The sequence below is a fragment of the Allobosea rubneri genome (genome assembly GCF_032464875.1).
Lineage (GTDB): Bacteria > Pseudomonadota > Alphaproteobacteria > Rhizobiales > Beijerinckiaceae > Allobosea > Allobosea rubneri.
The window spans coordinates 89,595-109,104 of sequence record NZ_JAWDID010000004.1; the positions used below are offsets into that span (position 1 = coordinate 89,595).

A 19,510-nucleotide genomic window follows, 5' to 3' on the forward strand; every position below is an offset into this window, starting at 1 on the left:
GCCGATGCCGATGCTGAAGGTCAGGGGCGAGGACTTCCATATCCGGATCGATGGCGACGAGCGCGCGCCCGTGCTGCTGCTCTCCAATTCGCTCGGCACCAATCTTTCGATGTGGGACCCGCAGATCCCGGAATGGTCGAAGCATTTCCGCGTCGTTCGCTATGACAGCCGCGGCCACGGCCTCTCGCCGGCGCCGGACAAGCCCTATTCCATCGCCATGCTCGCCGATGACGCGCTCGCCATCCTCGACACGCTCGGCATCGACAAGGCGCATTGGTGCGGCCTCTCCAAGGGCGGCATGGTCGGCCAGTGGCTGGCGACGCATCATGGCGACCGGCTCGGGCGCGTCGTGCTCGCCAACACCGCCGCCCGGATGGGCCCGCCCGAACTCTGGGACGGCCGCATCGACACAGTCCGCAAGCACGGCATGAGCGTGCTGGTCCAGCCGACGCTCGAACGCTGGTTCACGCCTGAGTTCCGCGACAGCGCCAAGGAGACCGTCGCCAAGGTCAGCGAAATGCTCGCGACCACGCCGCCGCTCGGCTACGCCAATTGCTGCGGCGCGATCCGCGACATGGACCAACGCGAGACGATCCGCGCCGTCCGCAATCCCGTGCTGGTGGTCATCGGCGCGCGCGATCCGGCGACTCCTCCGGCGACCGGTTACGAGATGGCCGACGCCATCCCCGGCGCGCAGCGCATCGAGCTCGCCGCCGCCCATCTCTCCAATCTCGAACAGCCCGAAGCCTTCGGCCGGGCCGTCACCGACTTCCTGAAAGGCTGAACCATGGACGACAAGACCCGCTACGAGAACGGCCTGAAGACCCGCCGCGCCGTGCTCGGCGACGCCCATGTCGACCGTGCCACGGCCGGGATTACCGATTTCAACCGGGATTTCCAGGAGTTCATCACCCGCACCGCCTGGAACGACATCTGGAACCGGCCCGGCCTCACCCGCCGCGAGCGCTCGCTGATCGTGCTCTCGATCACGGTGGCGCTCGGCGCCTGGGGCGAGTTCCGCCTGCATGTCCGCGCCGCCTTCAACAACGGGCTGACGCAGGAGGACATCAAGGAACTGCTGATCCAGGCGGCCGTCTATGCCGGCGTGCCCGCTGCCAACCACGCCTTCAAGGAGGCCGCGAGCGTCATCGCCGAAATCGAGGCCGAGAAGGCGAAGGGCTGAGGCCGAGGACATCTGACGCGAAAATCGTGCCTCATCCTGAGGAGCTGCGCAGCAGCGTCTCGAAGGATGCTCCAGTTGGTTCCCGAGCCTCCTGGAGCATCCTTCGAGACGCCATTCCCTTCGGAATGGCTCCTCAGGATGAGGGCTCAGGGAATTGGCGACCAGACCTTCAAAAGCCGCCGAAGCGGCGCTTGCGGTAGACCAGCCCCTCGCCGGCACCGCCGCCGCCCAGCGCCACCACTTCGCCGATCAGGACCTTGTGGGTCGCGACCGGATGGGCCGCGACCAGCCGGCAATCGAAGGAGACGAGCGCGCTCTTCAGCACCGGAGCGCCCGTCGCCAGCGTGATCCATTCGCCCCTGGCGAAGCGTGCCTCGCCGGAAATGCCGGCGCGGCCGGAGAACACTCCTGCAAGCTCGTAATCCAGCGCCGACAGCGTGTTGACGCAGAAGAACCCGCTCGCCTCGATCGCGGCGAGCGTGCGGCTGCCAGCCTCGATGCAGGCGAGCAGGGTCGGCGGCGCGTCGGACACCGAGGCGATGGCGGTCGCCGTCATCCCGGCCCGCCCGGAGGGACCGCTGGTGGTGACGAGATGGGCAGCGCTCGCGACCTCGGCCATCGCATCGCGAAAGGCGGCCGCCTCGGGCACGGCGGCGGACATCGCCGCCTCAAGGGTTTTGGTCATCGGCCCGTATCTGGCGAAGAAGCGTTCATGCCGCTCATTTACGGACTTTGCCGCGCCATGGCCAGATCGCTCCCGGCAAAGTGCGAGGCAGCGGAAGCAAGGACAGATATATCACGTCTTCTCCACGCTCTTGCGCGACGCCGGCTTACTCCCGCCCGAGCGTCGCGAGCAGCCCGGCGCGCAGATGGCGCATCAGCGCGTCGCAGGCCTCGAGCGCCGCCTCCGGCTGGCCGGAGGCCAGCGCCTGCGCCAAGGCGACATGGTAGCCGGCGGCCGGCACCAGATCGTCCTGCCGCTCGAAGAAGTACCAGGCACGGCGGATCAGTGCCTGCAGCGGCTCGGCCGCCCTGACCGCATAGGGGCTGCGCGCCGCCGCGGCGATCAGCGCATCGAATTCCTTGTCGAGTCGCATATAGGCGTCGACGTCGCCTCCTTCCGCCGCCTGTCGCATCGCCCGCGCCTTGGCCAGGATCGCGATGCGCTCGCCGGGCCCGGCCCGACGCGCCGCCTCGGAGGCGATTAGGCGCTCCAGAACCTCGCGCGCATCGAGCGCCGCCATCACGTCGATGGCGTTGATGTCGGTGATCGCGATGCCCTTGCGCGGCAGGATCTCGACCAGCCCCTGCTGCGCCAGCCTGATCAACGCCTCGCGCACCGGCGTGCGCCCGAGAGCGACGAGCCCGATCATCTGCGCCTCGGTCAGGATCGCGCCGGGGCGCAGCGACAGCGTCACGATCGCCTCCTCCAGCCGGCGATAGGCGAGATCGGCCAGGCTCGCCGGAGCCGAGCGCTCCGCCCCCTCCCCGCCATCCATCTCGACAACACCGGACCGGTTCACATCGACGCTCCTGCTCGCGGGAAACCAAGGTTTGACGCTGCTCGCCTCATTGATATATCAAACCCTCGAAATCCTGTCGAAAAGGGTAGCCGGCCGCTCTCTGCTGCCGAAAGCCGCCCGCGCGCAAGGAAGATCGCGAGCAAGATCGACGGCGCCCGGCGCATTGCCGGCCCCCGCCTCGCGATCTCGACGCCTCCTTGTCGCTGGGCCAACTTCTGGCGGTCGAACCGCGAGCGCAGCCGGCCGGCACGCATGCGAGGGCGACACGGCCCGGTTGTCGAACTGGAGAAGACATGGCTTTCACCTGCACCATCCCCGCCGTCGCCACGCTGCAGCAGGATGACGAAGCGATCCGGATCACACGCTGGGATTTCGAGCCCGGCGCCGTCACCGGCTGGCACAGCCATGGCTGGCCCTATTTCGTCGTCATGCTCGTCGACGGCACGCTGCGTATCCATGATGGCGAGAAGGCGACGGACGTGCCGCTGGTCCAGGGCCAGGCCTATATGCGCCAGGCCGGCATCCAGCACGACGTCATGAACGGCTCGCCCCACCCGATCGCCTTCATCGAGATCGAGGTCAAGCAGCCTGCCGCGCTCAAGCAGCTCGCCGCATGAAGGTCGGGATCGTCGGAGCCGGCATCGTCGGCGTCGCCACCGCCCATGCCCTGCTGGACGAGGGCCATGAGGTCCTGATCCTCGACAGGGAGGGGCCGGCCTTCGGCCCCTCGCGCGGCAATGCCGGCATCATCGCCCATACCGACATCCTGCCGATCGCCAGCCCCGGCATGCTGCGCAAGGTGCCGGGCTTCCTGCTCGATCCGCTCGGGCCGCTGGCGATCCGCCTCGGCTATCTCCCGCAAATGCTGCCCTGGCTGGCGCGCTTCCTGCTGGCGGCGCGCCCGGCCGCCTATGAGCGCTCGATCATCGGGCTCGTCGCCCTGCAGCAGTTGGCGCTGCCGGCCTGGCTGGCGCGCGCCGAAAGGGCCGGGATCGCCGGGTTCATCCACCGCCGAGGCGCGCTTTACGCCTATCGCAACGCCCGTGATACGGCCGATCTCGAAGCCCTCGCCCGGCGCCAGCGCGCCGCCGGCATCGCCGTCGACATGCTGCCGCCCCAGGAGCTGCGCCAGATGGAGCCGGCCCTGAGGGACCGCTTCGCCGGCGCCTCCTTCCATCCCGACGCCGCCCATATCAGCGACCCGCTCGCCCTCACCATGGCGCTCTTCGACACGGCGCTAGCCCGCGGCGCGACCTTCGAGAAGGGCGAGGTCAGCAACATCTCGCTGGGCGAGCGCCCTGCCCTGATCGGTCCTGCGGGCTGGCAGCGCGTCGTCGACCGCGTCGTCATCGCCGCCGGCGCCTGGTCGAAGCCGCTGGCCGCAGCGATGGGCGACAACGTCCCGCTCGAGACCGAGCGCGGCTACAATGTCAGCTTTCCAGGCGTCACCGGGCTGACCAGCCGGCCGATCGGCTTCAAGGATGACGGCTTCGTCATGACGCCGCTCGAAAGCGGCCTGCGCATCGGGGGCGCGGTCGAGCTCGGCGGCCTTCAGGCGCCGCCCAACCATGCCCGCACCAGAGCGCTCTACGACAAGGCTACGACGCTGGTCGACGGCCTGCCCGCCTTCGACAGCGGCCGGCTCTGGATGGGCTTCCGCCCCTCCTTGCCGGATTCGCTGCCGGTCATCGGCCGGGCGAGCCGGAACCGCAACGTGCTCTACGCTTTCGGCCACGGCCATTACGGCATGACCCAGTCGACCGCGACGGCAGGCCTGATCGCCGATCTCGTCGCCGACCGGGAGCCGGCGATCGATCTCGGCCATTTCAGCCCGCAGCGTTTCTGAACGACGATGGCGGACGGCGGCCTGATCATCCATATCAATGGCTGGCCGGGCGTCGGCAAGCTGACCATCGCGCGCGAGCTCGCCGGGCTGATGCAAGCCCGCCTGCTCGACAACCACACCATCATCAACCCCGCCGAGGCGCTCTTCGAGCGCCGCGACCCGCTCAACCGCTCGCTCCGCAAGGCCCTGCGTGCCGCGATCTTCGACCATGTCGCGCGGATGCGGCCGGGCGTGCTGATCCTGACCGACGCGATCTCCGACGACGCCTTCGACAGCGCGCTCTTCGACGAGTACCGCGAACTGGCGCAAAGACGCCGCGCCCGTCTCGTCGCCGTCGTGCTCGACTGTGCGCCGCAGATCAATGCGCAGCGCCTCGTCGCCGCCGGGCGGGCGGAAAAGCGCAAGCTGACCAATCCTGCGATCCTGGCTTCGCTGCGCGCCGATCACCGTCTGCTGCGGGCGCAAGGCGTGCCATTGATCGAGCTCGATGTCGGCGCGCTCTCGCCAGGCGAGGCGGCCGCGATCCTGGCCGAACGTTGCAAGGCGCTGGTTGAATCGGATTCTGAGCCGACTGAATCACATCCTCAGCCGGACGATGCAAAGCCATGATCCGACTCGGCTTTCTCGGCGCCCTCGCAGGCCTTCTGGCGGGCTGCACCACCCTGCCGCCTCTCGCGTGCGGCCCCGGCCAGGAGGCGATGCTCACCGCCGAATTGCTGTTCGGCCGCAAGATCGGCGAGCGTCTCGGCGTCAGCGAAGCCACCTTCCGCCACTTTATCGGCGAGGAGGTGACGCCACGCTTTCCGGACGGGCTGACCGTCCTCGACGCGAGCGGCCAGTATCGCGACTCCAGCGGCAGGCTGATCCGCGAGCCGAGCAAGCTCCTGCTCATCGTGCTGAAGGACGAGCCGGAAGGCCGCGCCCGGCTTGCCGCCATCGCCGAAGCCTACAAATCCCGCTTCCAGCAACAATCGGTCGGCACCATCCTGCGGCCGGCCTGTATTTCGTTCTGAGGATCAGCCATGGCGACCCACACCTTCTTCTGCGTCGACGGCCATACCTGCGGTAATCCGGTGCGGCTCGTCGCCGGCGGCAGCCCACGGCTCGAAGGCGCCAACATGGTCGAGAAGCGGGCGCATTTCCTCGCTGAGTTCGACTGGATCCGTACCGGCCTGATGTTCGAGCCGCGCGGCCACGACATGATGTCCGGCGCGATCCTCTATCCGCCGACGCGCCCCGACGCCGACATCGCCTTCCTGTTCATCGAGACCTCGGGCTGCCTGCCGATGTGCGGCCATGGCACGATCGGCACCGTCACCATGGCGCTGGAACGCGGGCTGGTGACGCCGAAGACGCCGGGCGTGCTGAAGATCGACACACCGGCCGGGCTCGTCACCGCGACCTATGTCCAGAACGGCCCCTATGTCGACAGCGTCCGCATCACCAACATCGCCTCCTATCTGCACGCAACCGGGCTGAGCGCCGAGATCGAGGGACTCGGCGAGGTCCAGGTCGACGTCGCCTATGGCGGCAATTTCTATGCGATCGTCGACCCGCAGGAGGCGATCCGCGACATCGCCGAGGTAAACCCGTCCGACCTGTTGCGCTGGAGCCCGAAACTGCGCGCCGCCCTCAACGCAAAATACCAGTTCGTCCATCCGGAGAACCCGGCGATCAACGGCCTCAGCCACATCCTCTGGACGGGCGCGCCGACCAAGCCGGACGCCCATGCCCGCAACGCCGTGTTCTACGGCGACAAGGCACTCGACCGCTCGCCCTGCGGCACCGGAACCTCGTCGCGCATGGCGCAATGGGCCGCACAGGGCAAGCTCAAGGTCGGCGACGACTTCGTGCATGAGAGCATCATCGGCACGCTGTTCCGCGGCCGGGTCGAGGCGGCGGCCAAGGTCGGCCCGCATGACGCGATCATTCCCTCGATCGAGGGCTGGGCGAGGATGACCGGCTATAACACCATCTTCATCGATGATCGCGACCCGCTCGCCCATGGTTTCCAGCTCGCGGACAAGAATTAAGGATTTCGTAAGAACCCCGGCCTGCATCGCGCGCCACTTTTCCGTGTAATTTGACCCGAACGGAACAATTGATCAGTAGCGTGCCGTCGATATTGCATAGTAGTCTGACCTCAAGGCGGTAACGCCGAAAGGGGGGAACGTATTATGCAGGCATCGATCCTGACCGATCTGCTTTTGCCGCTCGCTATCGGCATCATCATGTTCGGCCTTGGATTGAGCCTGACCCTCGACGACTTCCGCCGGGTCGCGCGCTATCCCCTCGCAGTCGGCTCCGGCCTCGCGCTGCAGGTCCTCATCCTGCCGCTCGGCGCGCTCGTGATCGCGATCGCGCTCAACCTCTCGCCCGACCACGCGGTCGGGCTGATGCTGCTCGCCGCCGCGCCGGGCGGGGCGACCGCCAACATCTACAGCCACCTCGCCCGCGGCGACGTCGCCCTCAACATCACCCTGACCGCCGTCAACAGCCTGCTCTGCCTGGTGACGTTGCCCATCGTCCTCGACCTCTCGCTCGATTTCTTCCTCGGCTCGGGACAATACGTGCCGCCGCCGCATCGCAAGGTCATCGAGGTCGGCGCCATCATCCTGATCCCGGTGGCGCTCGGCATGCTGGTCCGCGCCCGGGCGGAGAGCTTCGCCCTGCGCGCTGAAAAACCGATCAAGCTGTTCTCGGTGCTGGTCCTCGCCGGCCTGATCGCGATCGCGATCTACATGGAGCGCAAGGCGCTGCTGCCGAGCATCGTCGCCGTCGGCGGCGCCTGCCTCGCCTTCAACCTGCTCAGCATGTTCTCGGGCTATCTGGCGCCGCTCGCCCTGCGTCTGCCGCGCAGCCAGGCGGTGGCGATCTCGATGGAGATCGGCATCCACAACGCCGCCCTCGCGATCTACATCGCGCTCAACGTGCTGAAGAACCCGACTGTCGCGGTCGTGCCGGGTATCTACAGCCTGGTCATGTATGTCACCGCGACGCTCTTCGTGCTGTTCCTGCTGCGCAGGCGGCGCGCCACGGAAATCGCGCGCGGCTGAGCGGCGAACGCGAAGCCCTCATCCTGCGAGACGCGGACCTTCGGCCCGCTCCTCAGGATGAGGTCGCCGGAGAATCCGGGAGAACTACCCGAACCGCGCCGCCGCGAAGGGCGTCGGGTCGACGAAGACCTTCTGGCCGGTCACCATCTCGGCGATCATGCGGCCGGTGACGGCGGCCAGCGTCAGGCCGTGATGGGCGTGGCCGAAGGAGAACCAGAGATTCCGGTGCTTCGGCGCCGGCCCGATGATCGGCATCATGTCCGGCGTGCAGGGCCGGCAGCCCATCCAGGGCTCGGCATCGAGCCGCTCGCCGAGCGGGAACAGCGTCTTGGCGATCGGCTCTGCGCGGGCGAGCTGCACCGGCGTCTTCGGCGCATCGCGATTGGCGAATTCGGCGCCAGTGGTCAGCCGCACGCCCTGGCGCATCGGCGCCAGGAAATAGCCGCGCTCGGTATCGAGCACGGGATGGTTGAGCACGGCGTTGCCGAGCGGCTTGTAGTGCATGTGGTAGCCGCGCTTCACCGCCAGCGGCAGGCGATAGCCGAGCCGGTTGGTCAGCACATCGGCCCAGGGGCCGAGCGCCACCACCGCGTCGCGCGCCTCGGCCTTGCCGCCATTGGCCAGCGCGACGCTCCAGAGCTCGCCATTCTGGCTGAGCGTGCCGGCATCGCCCTGCGCGAACTGGCCGCCGAGCTTCTCGAACAGCGCGACATAGGCCTTGGAGAGGCCAAGCGGGTCGATCACCGTGACCGGGTCGGTCCATTGCAGGCCGCCGATCAGGCTCTGGTCGAGATGCGGCTCCTCGGCACACAGCGCGGCGGCATCGAGGGCACGGTGGTTCAGGCCGTAATCGCGCTTCCAGCGCGCCGCCTCCGCCAGCCGGGTCTCCTGCTCGCGCACGGTGCGGAAGACCTTCATCCAGCCCTTGCGCCGCAGGAGCTCGGTCGCGCCGGCTTCCTGCGCCAGCGCATCGTGCTCGCTGACGCAATGCTCGATCAGGGTCGCGTACTTATGCGCGATCGCCTCGTGCTGGGACGCGCGCGAATGCATCCAATAGGACCACAGGAAGGGCGCGAGCTTGGGGATCGCGTTCCAGTGGTAATGCGCATCGATGGTGTTGTTCATCGCGTAGCGGATCAGCGCCCCGAAATCATGCGGGAAGCCATAGGGGTAGACCCCCTCACGCTGGATCAGGCCGGCATTGCCATAGCTGGTCTCGCCGCCGGGCTGGCCACGATCGACCAGCAGCACCGAGCGGCCCGCCTTTTGCAGATGCAGCGCGACAGCAATCCCGACGATTCCCGCTCCGAGAACGATAGTATCCGTGCGCATCGCGCCAACTCCGCCAGCCCTTCCCAGCCGCCAACAATAGCGCCCGCTTCGGCGCTGTCAGCACGGATGCGCAATTTTGCGCAGATGCGGCAGAGGTTTCGTAATTTTTGCGCTCATTCTCGATTTCGATTCATCTTTGCGAAGAAAGAACCAAATATCCCGCAATTTCCTGCCAGACGCATCGCGGCGATGTGCCGCCGCGAGATGACGCCGGCACGGGGATCGGCCAGTGTGGCGCCCCGCCCTGCTGCTCCGGCCGTCAATGCTCGCATATCTCGCCTCCGCCCTCGCCCTGCTCGGCCGCTACGGCACGCAAGGCTTCGCATTGTCGATCTTCCTCGGACTGGCCCTGCCGCAATTCTCCGCAGCCGCCCGCCCGCTGCTGCCGGTCACGATCTTCTGCTTCACCACGGTCGTCTTCATGCGGGCGGATTTCGGGGTGATCGCCGGGTTGGTACGGCGGCCGGCGAAGCTCGTCGCAACCTGCCTCTGGCTGCTGTTCGTCCCTGCCTTGCTGATCGCCGGCGCTCTCGCCCTGCTCGGCCGCGAGGCGCTCGATCCCGGTCTCCTGCTCGGCATCGCGATCATGGGGGCGGCTCCGCCGATCATGTCTTCCCCGGCCGTCGCGATTCTCTACGGATTCGAGCCGTCGCTGATCATCGCCGGCGTCATCCTTACGACCATCGTCAGCCCGCTGATCGCGCCGCTGCTGGTCGATTTTCTGGCCGGTGCCGCCGTCCCGCTCGACCGGCTCGCACTGACCTTGCGGCTCGTCCTGTTCATCGGCGGCGGCATCGTGGTCGCTGCCGCCATCAGGCGCTGGCTCGGGGCCGCGCGCATCCGCGAGCTCAAGCCCAATCTCGATGGCTTCGGCGTGCTGATGTATTTCATCTTCGCCATCGCCGCGATGGACGGCGTGACCAGGGCGGCGATCGAGCGGCCGGGCCAGGTCGCGCTCTTCCTCGGCGTCGCCTTCCTGATCTCGGCAATCGGGCTCGCCAGCGCCTGGCTCGCCTTGCGCCGCTTCCCGCGCTCGGAACGCTTCATGATCGGCTACGGCACTGGGCAGCGGAATATGGGCCTGCTCGTCGCCGCGCTCGGCGCCGGGGTTCCGCCGACGACCTATCTCTTCTTCGCCCTCGCCCAGTTCCCGATCTATCTGCTGCCCTGGCTGCTGCGCGGCATCGCGGCGCGGATCAGGCGGCGCGAGACCCCTGCTGACTCCGCCTGACCGGAAGTAATGAGAAAGTCGCTCCAAGAAAGATTGGAGCGACGACCATGATCACCCTCTATTCGGGGCCGCTGAGCCTGTTTTCGCGCAAGATCGAGATCGCTTTGCGCGAGAAGGCGCTGCCCTTCGAGCGGATCATGGTGCCGTTCAACCAGACGACGGGCTACGACCCCAAGCATCCCGAAGTCGTCGCCATCAACCCGAAGCAGCAGGTCCCGGTGCTGAACGATGACGGCATCGTGCTCTACGATTCCACAGTCATCCTCGAATATCTCGAAGACGCCTACCCCGAGCCGCCGCTCTTTCCACTCTGCCCCGGAGCCCGCGCCCGCTGCCGGCTCGACGAGCTCTATGCCGACGAGATCATGCTGCAGGCGTTGAAGCCGCTGATGCACCGCACCAGCCCGCCAAGCACCGACCAGATCAGGCGCCTTGCGCAGGAGGCTGACGCGTTGATCGCCGAACAGGCGCTGGAGAAGCACTATGCCGTGCTGGAGGACCGGCTCGCCGGCCGCGAATACTTCGGCGACGCCGTCTCCGTCGCCGACATCGCCCTGTTCATGAGCGTGCTGTTCTCGCTTCGCCTCGGCGGCCCTTCGCTCGCGCCATTCGATGGCTTGTCGCGCTGGTTCGAGGGGCTGAAGCTGCGGCCTGCCTTCGCCCAGGCCGCGGTCGAGATCGCCGAAGCCGACCGGCGCCTGTCGTTTCCGCTGAAGCGGGCGTAGGGCCGGAAGCCACCGGCGTTTACGCCTCACAGCAAGGGCGCTGTCGTCCCGGGCGGACCGAAGCGCAGACCCGGGCCCCATTCCGGAACCTCATTCGGACAGGCTCCGGAATGGATCCCGGATCGGCGCCGCTGACGCGGCTTGTCCGGGATGACATCGACGTGGTTTCGCGATGCTCGGAAACAGGCTAAACGCCGCCGCATGAGCACGATCCGCATCGCCCCATCCATCCTCTCTGCCGACTTCTCCAAGCTCGGCGAGGAAGTCCGCGCCATCGACGAAGCCGGCGCGGACTGGATCCATTGCGACGTGATGGACGGGCATTTCGTGCCCAACATCACCTTCGGCCCCGACGTGCTGAAGGCGATCCGCCCGCATACGAAGAAGTTCTTCGACGTCCACCTGATGATCGCGCCGGTCGACCCTTACGTCGAGGCCTTCGCCAAGGCCGGCGCCGATCTGATCTCATTTCATGTCGAGGCGGGGCCGCACCCGCACCGCACGATCCAGGCGATCAAGGCGCAGGGCAAGCAGGCCGGCATCGTGCTCAACCCGGGCACGCCGGCGAGCGCCGTCGAGCCGCTGCTCGACGACCTCGACCTCATCCTGCTGATGACGGTCAATCCCGGCTTCGGCGGCCAGAGCTTCATCCATTCGGTGATCGACAAGATCGCCCGCGTGCGCGCGCTGATCGGCGAGCGGCCGATCGCGCTCGAGATCGACGGCGGTGCGACGCCCGAAACCGCGCCGCTCGCGGCGAAGGCCGGCGCCAATGTGCTGGTCGCCGGCTCGGCCGTGTTCAAGGGCGGCCCCTCGGCTTACGCCGGCAACATCGCGGCGATCCGCAAGGCGGCTGAAGCGGCGCGCGGCGACTGGGTCTAGATTTCTTCGGCACCCTCATCATGAGGAGCCATCCCCAAGGGGAATGGCGTCTCGAAGGATGCTTCAGGCGCTCCAGAACCAACTCGACCATCCTTCGAGACGGCCGCTCACGCGGCCTCCTCAGGATGAGGCCGTTGCGCTCCGGTCAGCCTCCCAAGCGTCGAGCGTTCAAAGCTCGATCTGCGCGAAGCCGCCATAGATCAGGCGCTTGCCGTCGAAGGGCATCGGGTTCGCGCCGGGCTGCATGCGCGGATCGGCCATGATCTTTTCCCAGCCCGCATCGCGCGCCGCCTTGCTCGGCCATTCCACCCAGGAGAAGACGACGACCTCGTCCTCCTTCGCCTCGACGGCGCGGAAGAAATCGGTCTGCTTGCCGCGCGGGACATCGTCGCCCCAGTATTCGGCGACCTTCGTCGCGCCATATTCCTTGAACAGCGGCGCGGCCTTGCGGGCATGCTCGGCATAGGCGTCGCGATTGGCGGCCGGCACGGCCGCAACGAAACCATCGACATAGGACATCGCGTTCTCCTCCTTTGGGTCTGTCGGCGCTCTCGGGGGAAGAGCGCCCCGCCCAGCCGGCGCGGACGCTAGGCAAGGCGATGGTCCGAAGCTGTCAGCAGCGGCCGTCGGCATTTCCGTCTGCGGCCCGCACGTGCTAGCGAGCGCGAAAGGAAATCCTCTCCAGTTGCGAGCCCGCCGATGATCCCCCGCTATTCCCGCCCCGAAATGGTCGCGATCTGGGAGCCGCAGGCGCGCTTCCGCATCTGGTTCGAGATCGAGGCCCACGCCACCGATAAACTCGCCGAGCTCGGCGTCGTTCCCAAGGAGGCCGCGGCGACGATCTGGGCCAAGGCCAGGGACGCCGTCTTCGACGTCGCCCGCATCGACGAGATCGAGCGCGTCACCAAGCATGACGTCATCGCCTTCCTGACCCATCTCGCCGAGATCGTCGGCCCCGAAGCCCGCTTCGTCCACCAGGGCATGACCTCCTCGGACGTGCTCGACACCACCCTTGCCGTGCAGCTCGCCCGCTCCGCCGACATCCTGATCGCCGACGTCGACGCGCTGCTCGCCGCCATCAAGCGCCGCGCCTTCGAGCACAAGCTGACCCCGACCATCGGCCGCTCGCACGGCATCCACGCCGAGCCGGTCACCTTCGGGCTCAAGCTCGCCCAGGCCTATGCCGAGTTCGACCGCTGCCGCGCCCGCCTCGTCGCCGCGAAGGCCGAGATCGCGACCTGCGCCATCTCCGGTGCCGTCGGCACCTTCGCCAACATCGACCCGCAGGTCGAGGAGCATGTCGCGGCCAAGATGGGGCTGACCGTCGAGCCGGTCTCGACCCAGGTGATCCCGCGCGACCGCCACGCCATGTTCTTCGCCACGCTCGGCGTCGTCGCCTCCTGCGTCGAGCGCCTGGCGACCGAGATCCGCCATCTCCAGCGCACCGAGGTCTACGAGGCGGAGGAATACTTCTCGCCGGGCCAGAAGGGCTCCTCGGCGATGCCGCACAAGCGCAACCCCGTCCTGACCGAGAACCTGACCGGCCTCGCCCGGCTGGTGCGCGGCATGGTGACGCCGGCGCTGGAGAACGTCGCCCTCTGGCACGAGCGCGACATCTCGCATTCCTCGGTCGAGCGCATGATCGGCCCCGACGCCACGGTGACGCTCGACTTTGCACTCGCCCGCCTGACCGGCGTCGTCGACAAGCTGCTGATCTATCCGCAGAACATGAGGAAGAACCTCGACCGGCTCGGCGGCCTGCACAATTCGCAGCGCGTCCTGCTCGCGCTGACCCAGGCCGGCGCCAGCCGCGAGGAGAGCTACAGCCTGGTTCAGCGCAATGCGATGCGCACCTGGGAGCATGGCGAGGACTTCCTCACCAATCTCAAGGCCGACAAGGACGTCACCGCGAAGCTGTCGGTGGCGGAGCTCGAGGCGATGTTCGACGAGGGCTATCACTTCAAGCACGTCGACACGATCTTCCGCCGGGTCTTCGGCGAGGCCTGAGCGCGGCCCGCTCTGGACTTCGGCGTCTTCATGGCTATCTAGCCGCCATGAAAACCTCCGACGCCGACATCCTCATCATCCCCGGCTGGTCGGGCTCCGGGCCCGACCATTGGCAGAGCCGCTGGGTCGCCAAGCTCTCCAGCGCGCGCCTTGTCGAGCAGGAGGACTGGTACAAGCCGGCCCGCGACGCCTGGGCGAACCGCATCGTCGCGGCGGTGCGTGCCGCGACCAAGCCGGTCGTCCTCGTCGCTCATTCAGCCGGCGTCAGCGCGGTTGCGCATGCGGCCGAGCATCTGAAGCCGCATGAGGTCATGGGCGCCTTCCTGGTAGCCCCGGCCTCCGAGCGGGCCAAGCGCGCCATCCCCGGCATGGCGGCCGACTTCATTCCGTTGCCGCATAAGCCCCTGCCCTTCCGCTCGGTGCTGATCGCCAGCACCAATGACAGCTACTGCACCCCCGAGGAGGCCAAGGCGCTGGCGGAAGCCTGGGGCTCCGAATTCGTCGATGCCGGCGAAAGCGGCCACCTCAACAGCGAATCCGGCCACGGCCCCTGGCCGGACGGCCTGCTGCGCTTCGCCGGCTTCATGCGCAGCCTGAGCGTCATTTCAACGGCGTCACAGTGACCTTCGCCGTGCCGCGGTTGTTGGCGTAGAAGGGCTGGTAGAGGCCCAGCGGCAGGATCGCGTCATTGACGAAGAGAAAGAGCTCGCCGGTCCGCTTGGCCGTGATCTCCGCCGTCATGTTGTCACGCCACCGGCCCGGCCGGCTCCAGTCGTTCGGATAGAGCGGATACTCGTCCCAGCCGAACGCGCCGATCCGGGCGATCGGCATGAACCAGAACTGGTCGAGCTTCCTCCGGAACAGGACGAAGGGCCGCAGATACCAGGGGAAGCGCCCGGCCTCGAAGCCGAGCAGATCGGCCTTGAACGGGTCCTTCGCTGCTGCGCCCGCATCGGCCGCGGCAGCCTTCGGATCGACCTGCGGTGGCGACCCGTCGCGCCAAGCATGATCGATCTGGAGAGCGATCGCGTAACGACGCCCCTTTTCCAGCGTGATCCCGCTCGCCCAGCAGACCGAGTCCGACCGGAAATCCGTGCGCGCCACTGCCGCTTCGATGATGACCGGCTTGGGCCTGGTCGGCTCGCAATAGCCCCCCAGCGTCGAGGTTATCGTGACACCGACCCGGCTGACCATCGCCACGATCAGGAACAGCGCCGCGAAGCCGGCCAGTGTCGGGGTGATGTTCCGTTTCAGGACGCTGACAGCGACCTGATAGGGCTTCGCCATCCGCAGCCGGTAGAGCGGGCTTTCCTTGACGTCGCCTTCGCCGCTGAGAAGCGGCGTCAATGTCACTTTGGTCAGATCGCGCCAGCGTGGTCGCATCGCATCGCCGATCCGGGTCTGAAGCACGCCGCCGACGAGAAGCAGGGCGCCGAAGAGCAGCAGCAGCACGGCAAAGCTCGCCGGATGCGTCCGCCAGCTCGCCAGCCAGAATTGCAGGAAACCGGGGAGGAACGAGCCGACCCCGTCAATCGCCGGCTGCAGGAAGCAGGCCGGCCCGATGCAGGTTTCCGCTGCCGGCATGAGCACCGGCATTGCGGCGGTGGCGAGCAGCAGGATGATGCTGGAGAAGTAGAAGACCCGGCGCCGCCAGACATGGTTCCAGACCCATTCCTGGTCATGGGCGCGCCATTGCGCCTGCGCGCTGTCCTCCATGGGATAGGGCATCGGGATCGGCTTGTGTCCCGGGGCGGGCAGATCGTTGATCGCCCCCTTGCGGTCGACCACGGCGTAGCACCCCGGCAGCACGATCGGCGCATAGCCGGTCGCACAGCTGCCGATCCGCCGGAGCACGCTCTCATGGATCTTGATCCGGTCGATCTTGACGAAGTTCCGGCCGATACTCTTCGCACTCCGCGCACCGAAACTGTCGTCCGCGAGCAGGGCGAGCTTGCGCGGTTGGTACCGATAGGAGCCGCCGAGCCCGCGCCGGGAATCCGCGATCGGCGCATCGGGGTCGGCGAGCCGCCTTACCTTGTCCAGCTCGCCTCTCTTGAAACGCAGGCCGCCGGAACCGAGAGGTCCGTTCAGGCGGACCTGATCCATCATCCACTCAAGCGAGATATAGGCGAGGCCGTCCAGCGGGTAGCCGCCGCCGACATTGGAGTGCATGCCGGTGAACCAGACCTGGCTGATCCGCTCCTCGTCGATATGGGCGGACGACGGCGCCTGCGGGTCGCGCTGGTGCTGCCCCCTTTCCTCGTTCCACAGCACGGGATGGAAGGTGTTGCGCTCATCGTCGAGGGCCAGCGCGTGACAGGCCCGCTCGACATGCTCGTGCAGGTCGCGATCGGGAACCGACAGCGGGAAGAAGACATCCCAGGCGCGCGTCAGTTCGTCGATCGGCAAGCCATAGGCCGAGACCGTGTCCCAGACGCCCATGAAGGCGATCCTGAGATGATCGGGCGGGAGCCTGGGCAAGCGCTCCACCCCTCGGAGCTTGTCGAGCCCCCTCAACGCCAGATCACGGCCCGCGCGTGCCATGCTCAGGATGCCGCCGAAAAACGCGCTCCGTGGCTTGAACCGTTTCCGGTAGTCGCGAAAGGCTTCGTAGGCGTCGAACTCCATCTGCGCATCGGAGTTCTTCCGCACCAGCCCCTGCCGGAGGATGAGCCCGGCCAGGATGCGCACGGTGAAGGCACCGCGGCTGAAGCCGAACAGATAGATCTGGTCGCCCTCGTCATAGGTCCGGCTGAGCTGGAGGTAGAGGTCGATGACATTTCGCTTCAGGCCGAGGCCGAAGGCGCCGCCCAGCATCGCCAGCGGCCGAAAGGTCGAGGTCCCGACCCCGTCATCGTAGAAGGCGATCTGGTCGGGCTTTGCCAGATCCACCGCCTGGTAGAGCCGGAAGACGTTCGTCTTGAACAAGGCCGCAGCGCTGTTGCCAGTGCCATCCGAGAACAGGATGATCTTCTTGCCCGTCATCGCGCGCACCGGCTCGTTAGCTGGCCAATACAACTACCGTGATGCAATCAGCAAGGAATGCAACCGGTAAATATCAAGCCGCGCGGCAGCAACGCACAAAAAAACCGCCCCGGATCGCTCCGGAGCGGGCTCTATCCACCAAGAGGTGGCTCGCATGCCGCTCTCAGCCGCCTGCCACGGAGCGCCTCAATTGGCGGCGAAGCAGTAGAGCAGACCGGCCCCGCCGGTGCTCCTGAGCGCGTCCTGGCTGCAACCGCCTCGCGACAGATGCGACATGTTCCAGGATTTCGAGGGTGGCGTGTCGTCGAGCCCCGAGCGGTCATGGTGGCCGAGCATCACGGCCCCCTCGCTCCCGCTCCTGGTGTAGTTGCCACAGGTCCGATCCTCGCCCGGGCCGAAGGCCGTGCCGTCGGCTTGCGAGCCGGTCAGGATATCGTGCTGGTTCGGCGTATCGCCACGGCCATTGACGACCTCGCCTTTCTCGGTGAGGGCGGTCTGCTTGGTTAGGCTTGCCGCGGCGCCATGCAGTTCTGCGACGCTGCTCGCGATTACCGTGCCCTTGGCGTTGCGCCATGGCCCGGCGCCGATCCGGTCGCGCGCATTGACCGCCGCTGCTCCGTCCGCCGCCTGCGTCGACAGATAGGCCCGCCAGGTCCGGGCGCCAGCCCCCGCCGCCTGGGCGAGACGCTGGCAGATCGCATCGGCGCCTGCGAGCCCGCCCAGATCGGCTCCCTTGCCGGAGCCGGCGCTCGTCACGAAGAAGGTCATCTCGGCTGTCTGGGCCCGGCCGGCATTCGCCGTCAGCGCCAGCAGGCCAGCGGCAGCGACGAGTTCGATACATCTGACACGCATCGTTCAGCTCTCCTGTCCTGTTCCGCGTTCCGGGACGCGTCGCACCAGGCAGCCCGCCCATGCTCAATGACAGACCCAGCGACCGGCCCTCGCCCAGTCTAGCATGGCCTCGGCCTCGCCATGGAATCGATGCCGGGGAGCCTCCCACCGAGCTCGGAGCTGACGATACGGAGATGCGACCGATACCCGGCAAAGAAAACCCGCCCCGGATCGCTCCGGAGCGGGCTCGTCTTCAAGCCGTGAGGCGATCAGCCGTCGAGATCAGTTCTCGACGTAGGTGATCTTGCCGTCAGCGCCCTTCTTCCAGGTGTAGATCGTGTAGTCCGGGCGGGTGATGTCGCCCTTCTTGTCGAAGCCGAGCTTGCCGATCACCGTGTCGACCGGCGCGCCGCCCTGCAGGGCCGCGGCGATCTTCTTGGGATCGGTCGAGTTCGCGCGCTTGGCACCTTCGGCCATGATCTGCACGGCGGCGTAGCTGTACAGGGTGTAGGCTTCCGGCTTGAACTTGCGGGCCTCGAACTTCTTGAGGACGGCAGCCGCCTCCGGACGCTTCTGCGGGTCCGGCGGGAAGGTCATCAGCGTGCCCTCGACGCCCGGCCCGCCGATCGTGGCGAACTCGTCGGTGGTGATGCCGTCGCCCGAGATCAGCACGGTCTTGAGGCCCTGGTCGCGCATCTGGCGGACGATCAGGCCGCCTTCGGTGTGCAGGCCGCCCCAGTAGAGATAGTCCGCACCGACCGACTTCAGCTTCGAGATCAGCGCCGAGAAGTCCTTCTCGCCGGCGTTGACGCCCTCATAGAGCACGTCCTTGACGCCCGCCTTGGTCAGGCCCTTGCGGGTCTCGTCGGCGAGGCCCTGTCCATAAGTGGTCTTGTCATGGACGATCGCGATCTTCTTGTCCTTCAGCGTCTTGGCGATGTACTCGGCCGCGACGCCGCCCTGCTGATCGTCACGACCGCAGGTCCGGAAGACGTTCCAGAGGCCGCGCTCGGTGATCTTCGGGTTGGTCGCCGAAGGGCTGATCATCAGGATGCCGTTCTCGGCATAGACCTCGGACGCCGGCATGGTGACGCCGGAGTTGAAGTGGCCGAGCACCCATTTCACGCCGTCGCCGACGAACTTGTTGGCGACCGAGACGCCCTGCTTCGGATCGGAAACGTCGTCACCGAGCGAGATCGTGATCTTCTGGCCGAGCACGCCGCCGGCCGCGTTGATGTCCTCCACCGCCTGCTCGGCGCCGTTCTTCAGCTGCGCCCCGAAGGCCGCGTTCGGGCCGGTCAGCGGGCCGCCGACGCCGAGCTTGATCTGCGCATTCGCAACGCCGGAAAAGGCGAGGACCGCGCCAAGGGCGATTCCGCCCAAGAGCAGTTTCTTCATGTCTCGTGACTCCCCTGTCTTTCTATTGAACGGGTCGGCCAGGGGCCGGCCCGTCTCGGCGCGTGGTGCCACCGTGAAGCGCAGTCTTGCGCTTTTTCAGGATGCTGTCACGCGGCAAGGACGTGAACTTTCGTGGTGGTTTTTGCCCCTTTCAGGCGCTTTCCCGGGCCTTCCAGGTGAAGGGGCCGGTGCGCTCGTAGAGCCAGCGATACTGCGTCGTCATCTGCCGCGTGCGGTTGTAGCGCCAGCCCGCGAGGCCGAATGCGAACAGCACCAGCGTATCGACCAGATAGTAGTGCAGCGTCAGCAAGGTCGCCTCGAACAGGGCGAAATGGATGAAGCGGATCACCAGGCCGAGAACCAGCGTGTAGAGCACCAGTTGCAGGAACGGCCGCCAGGTGATCGCCACCGCCCGCCCCGTCATCCAGGCGGCCCAGCCCCCCATCACCACCGTGACGAGGAGGAACAGCCAGATCGTCGGCTCTTCGTAGAGGATGCCCTGCATCATCGC

The 19,510-nt window shown here is 67.1% G+C and carries 21 protein-coding genes; 13 read left to right on the forward strand and 8 right to left on the reverse strand.

Features of this window, described 5'->3' with window-relative positions; all coding sequences use genetic code 11:
• Positions 1-4 precede the first annotated feature (4 nt).
• Positions 5-784 carry a 3-oxoadipate enol-lactonase gene (gene pcaD / locus RKE40_RS04495; protein WP_316017037.1) on the forward strand — a complete coding sequence of 260 codons (780 nt, stop codon included), beginning with the start codon at positions 5-7 and terminating at the stop codon, positions 782-784.
• A gap of 3 nt (positions 785-787) precedes the next feature.
• Complete coding sequence (pcaC, locus tag RKE40_RS04500; RefSeq protein WP_316017038.1) at positions 788-1,183, forward strand: 4-carboxymuconolactone decarboxylase; 396 nt, start codon at positions 788-790, stop codon at positions 1,181-1,183.
• Positions 1,184-1,352: 169 nt separating this feature from the next.
• Here pcaC and RKE40_RS04505 read toward each other — a convergent pair whose 3' ends face one another.
• Together RKE40_RS04505 and RKE40_RS04510 are read right to left on the reverse strand one after the other, a co-directional pair.
• Positions 1,353-1,868, reverse strand: a complete 516-nt coding sequence (locus RKE40_RS04505; protein WP_316017039.1) for a flavin reductase — start codon at positions 1,866-1,868, stop codon at positions 1,353-1,355.
• A gap of 145 nt (positions 1,869-2,013) precedes the next feature.
• On the reverse strand, positions 2,014-2,706 hold the full coding sequence (locus tag RKE40_RS04510) for a GntR family transcriptional regulator (protein WP_316017040.1): 693 nt from the start codon (positions 2,704-2,706) through the stop codon (positions 2,014-2,016).
• A 293-nt stretch (positions 2,707-2,999) separates the two neighbouring features.
• On the opposite strand from RKE40_RS04510, the gene RKE40_RS04515 reads away from it, so the two are divergent.
• The 6 genes from RKE40_RS04515 (at position 3,000) to RKE40_RS04540 (ending at position 7,608) form a co-directional block, all read left to right on the forward strand.
• Complete coding sequence (locus tag RKE40_RS04515) at positions 3,000-3,323, forward strand: cupin domain-containing protein (protein ID WP_316017041.1); 324 nt, start codon at positions 3,000-3,002, stop codon at positions 3,321-3,323.
• Positions 3,320-4,552, forward strand: a complete 1,233-nt coding sequence (locus RKE40_RS04520) for an NAD(P)/FAD-dependent oxidoreductase (protein WP_316017042.1) — start codon at positions 3,320-3,322, stop codon at positions 4,550-4,552. The genes RKE40_RS04515 and RKE40_RS04520 overlap by 4 nt, the downstream gene beginning before the upstream one ends.
• A 6-nt stretch (positions 4,553-4,558) precedes the next feature.
• Positions 4,559-5,161, forward strand: a complete 603-nt coding sequence (locus RKE40_RS04525; RefSeq protein ID WP_316017043.1) for an AAA family ATPase — start codon at positions 4,559-4,561, stop codon at positions 5,159-5,161.
• Positions 5,158-5,565, forward strand: a complete 408-nt coding sequence (locus tag RKE40_RS04530; RefSeq protein ID WP_316017044.1) for a DUF3574 domain-containing protein — start codon at positions 5,158-5,160, stop codon at positions 5,563-5,565. Before RKE40_RS04525 ends, RKE40_RS04530 begins: the two co-directional genes overlap by 4 nt.
• Before the next feature lie 9 nt (positions 5,566-5,574).
• Positions 5,575-6,585, forward strand: a complete 1,011-nt coding sequence (locus tag RKE40_RS04535) for a 4-hydroxyproline epimerase (RefSeq protein ID WP_316017045.1) — start codon at positions 5,575-5,577, stop codon at positions 6,583-6,585.
• A 144-nt stretch (positions 6,586-6,729) separates the two neighbouring features.
• The gene (locus RKE40_RS04540; RefSeq protein ID WP_316017046.1) at positions 6,730-7,608 is read left to right on the forward strand and encodes a bile acid:sodium symporter family protein; all 879 of its coding nucleotides are present in this window, start codon (positions 6,730-6,732) and stop codon (positions 7,606-7,608) included.
• Positions 7,609-7,692: 84 nt separating this feature from the next.
• Here RKE40_RS04540 and RKE40_RS04545 read toward each other — a convergent pair whose 3' ends face one another.
• Entirely contained in the window at positions 7,693-8,940 is a 1,248-nt protein-coding gene (locus RKE40_RS04545; protein ID WP_316017047.1) for an NAD(P)/FAD-dependent oxidoreductase, read from the reverse strand.
• 229 nt (positions 8,941-9,169) lie between these two features.
• Between RKE40_RS04545 and RKE40_RS04550 the strand changes: the two genes are divergently transcribed.
• The 3 genes from RKE40_RS04550 to rpe all read left to right on the forward strand — a co-directional run bounded on the left by RKE40_RS04550 (position 9,170) and on the right by rpe (position 11,778).
• Complete coding sequence (locus RKE40_RS04550) at positions 9,170-10,171, forward strand: hypothetical protein (protein ID WP_316017048.1); 1,002 nt, start codon at positions 9,170-9,172, stop codon at positions 10,169-10,171.
• A 47-nt stretch (positions 10,172-10,218) separates the two neighbouring features.
• Positions 10,219-10,896 carry a glutathione S-transferase family protein gene (locus RKE40_RS04555; RefSeq protein WP_316017049.1) on the forward strand — a complete coding sequence of 226 codons (678 nt, stop codon included), beginning with the start codon at positions 10,219-10,221 and terminating at the stop codon, positions 10,894-10,896.
• A gap of 201 nt (positions 10,897-11,097) precedes the next feature.
• Complete coding sequence (rpe, locus tag RKE40_RS04560; protein WP_316017050.1) at positions 11,098-11,778, forward strand: ribulose-phosphate 3-epimerase; 681 nt, start codon at positions 11,098-11,100, stop codon at positions 11,776-11,778.
• Positions 11,779-11,946: 168 nt separating this feature from the next.
• Here the strand turns inward: rpe and RKE40_RS04565 are convergent, their stop codons facing one another.
• Complete coding sequence (locus tag RKE40_RS04565; protein ID WP_316017051.1) at positions 11,947-12,297, reverse strand: DUF1428 domain-containing protein; 351 nt, start codon at positions 12,295-12,297, stop codon at positions 11,947-11,949.
• Positions 12,298-12,477: 180 nt separating this feature from the next.
• Here RKE40_RS04565 and purB point away from each other — a divergent pair, with 180 nt between their 5' ends.
• Positions 12,478-13,785 carry an adenylosuccinate lyase gene (purB, locus tag RKE40_RS04570; RefSeq protein WP_316017052.1) on the forward strand — a complete coding sequence of 436 codons (1,308 nt, stop codon included), beginning with the start codon at positions 12,478-12,480 and terminating at the stop codon, positions 13,783-13,785.
• Between the two features lie 47 nt (positions 13,786-13,832).
• A complete protein-coding gene (locus RKE40_RS04575; protein ID WP_316017053.1) occupies positions 13,833-14,408 on the forward strand; it encodes an RBBP9/YdeN family alpha/beta hydrolase in 576 nt (191 codons plus the stop codon).
• Here the strand turns inward: RKE40_RS04575 and RKE40_RS04580 are convergent.
• From RKE40_RS04580 to RKE40_RS04595, 4 genes are all read right to left on the reverse strand, one after another.
• Positions 14,386-16,770, reverse strand: coding sequence for a DUF2235 domain-containing protein (locus tag RKE40_RS04580; protein ID WP_316017054.1), 2,385 nt, complete (start codon positions 16,768-16,770; stop codon positions 14,386-14,388). The genes RKE40_RS04575 and RKE40_RS04580 overlap by 23 nt on opposite strands.
• Before the next feature lie 186 nt (positions 16,771-16,956).
• Positions 16,957-17,622, reverse strand: a complete 666-nt coding sequence (locus tag RKE40_RS04585; RefSeq protein WP_316017055.1) for a hypothetical protein — start codon at positions 17,620-17,622, stop codon at positions 16,957-16,959.
• Positions 17,623-17,883: 261 nt separating this feature from the next.
• On the reverse strand, positions 17,884-18,999 hold the full coding sequence (locus tag RKE40_RS04590) for a branched-chain amino acid ABC transporter substrate-binding protein (RefSeq protein WP_316017056.1): 1,116 nt from the start codon (positions 18,997-18,999) through the stop codon (positions 17,884-17,886).
• Between the two features lie 151 nt (positions 19,000-19,150).
• The gene (locus tag RKE40_RS04595; RefSeq protein ID WP_316017121.1) at positions 19,151-19,504 is read right to left on the reverse strand and encodes a DUF6867 family protein; all 354 of its coding nucleotides are present in this window, start codon (positions 19,502-19,504) and stop codon (positions 19,151-19,153) included.
• Positions 19,505-19,510: the final 6 nt, after the last annotated feature.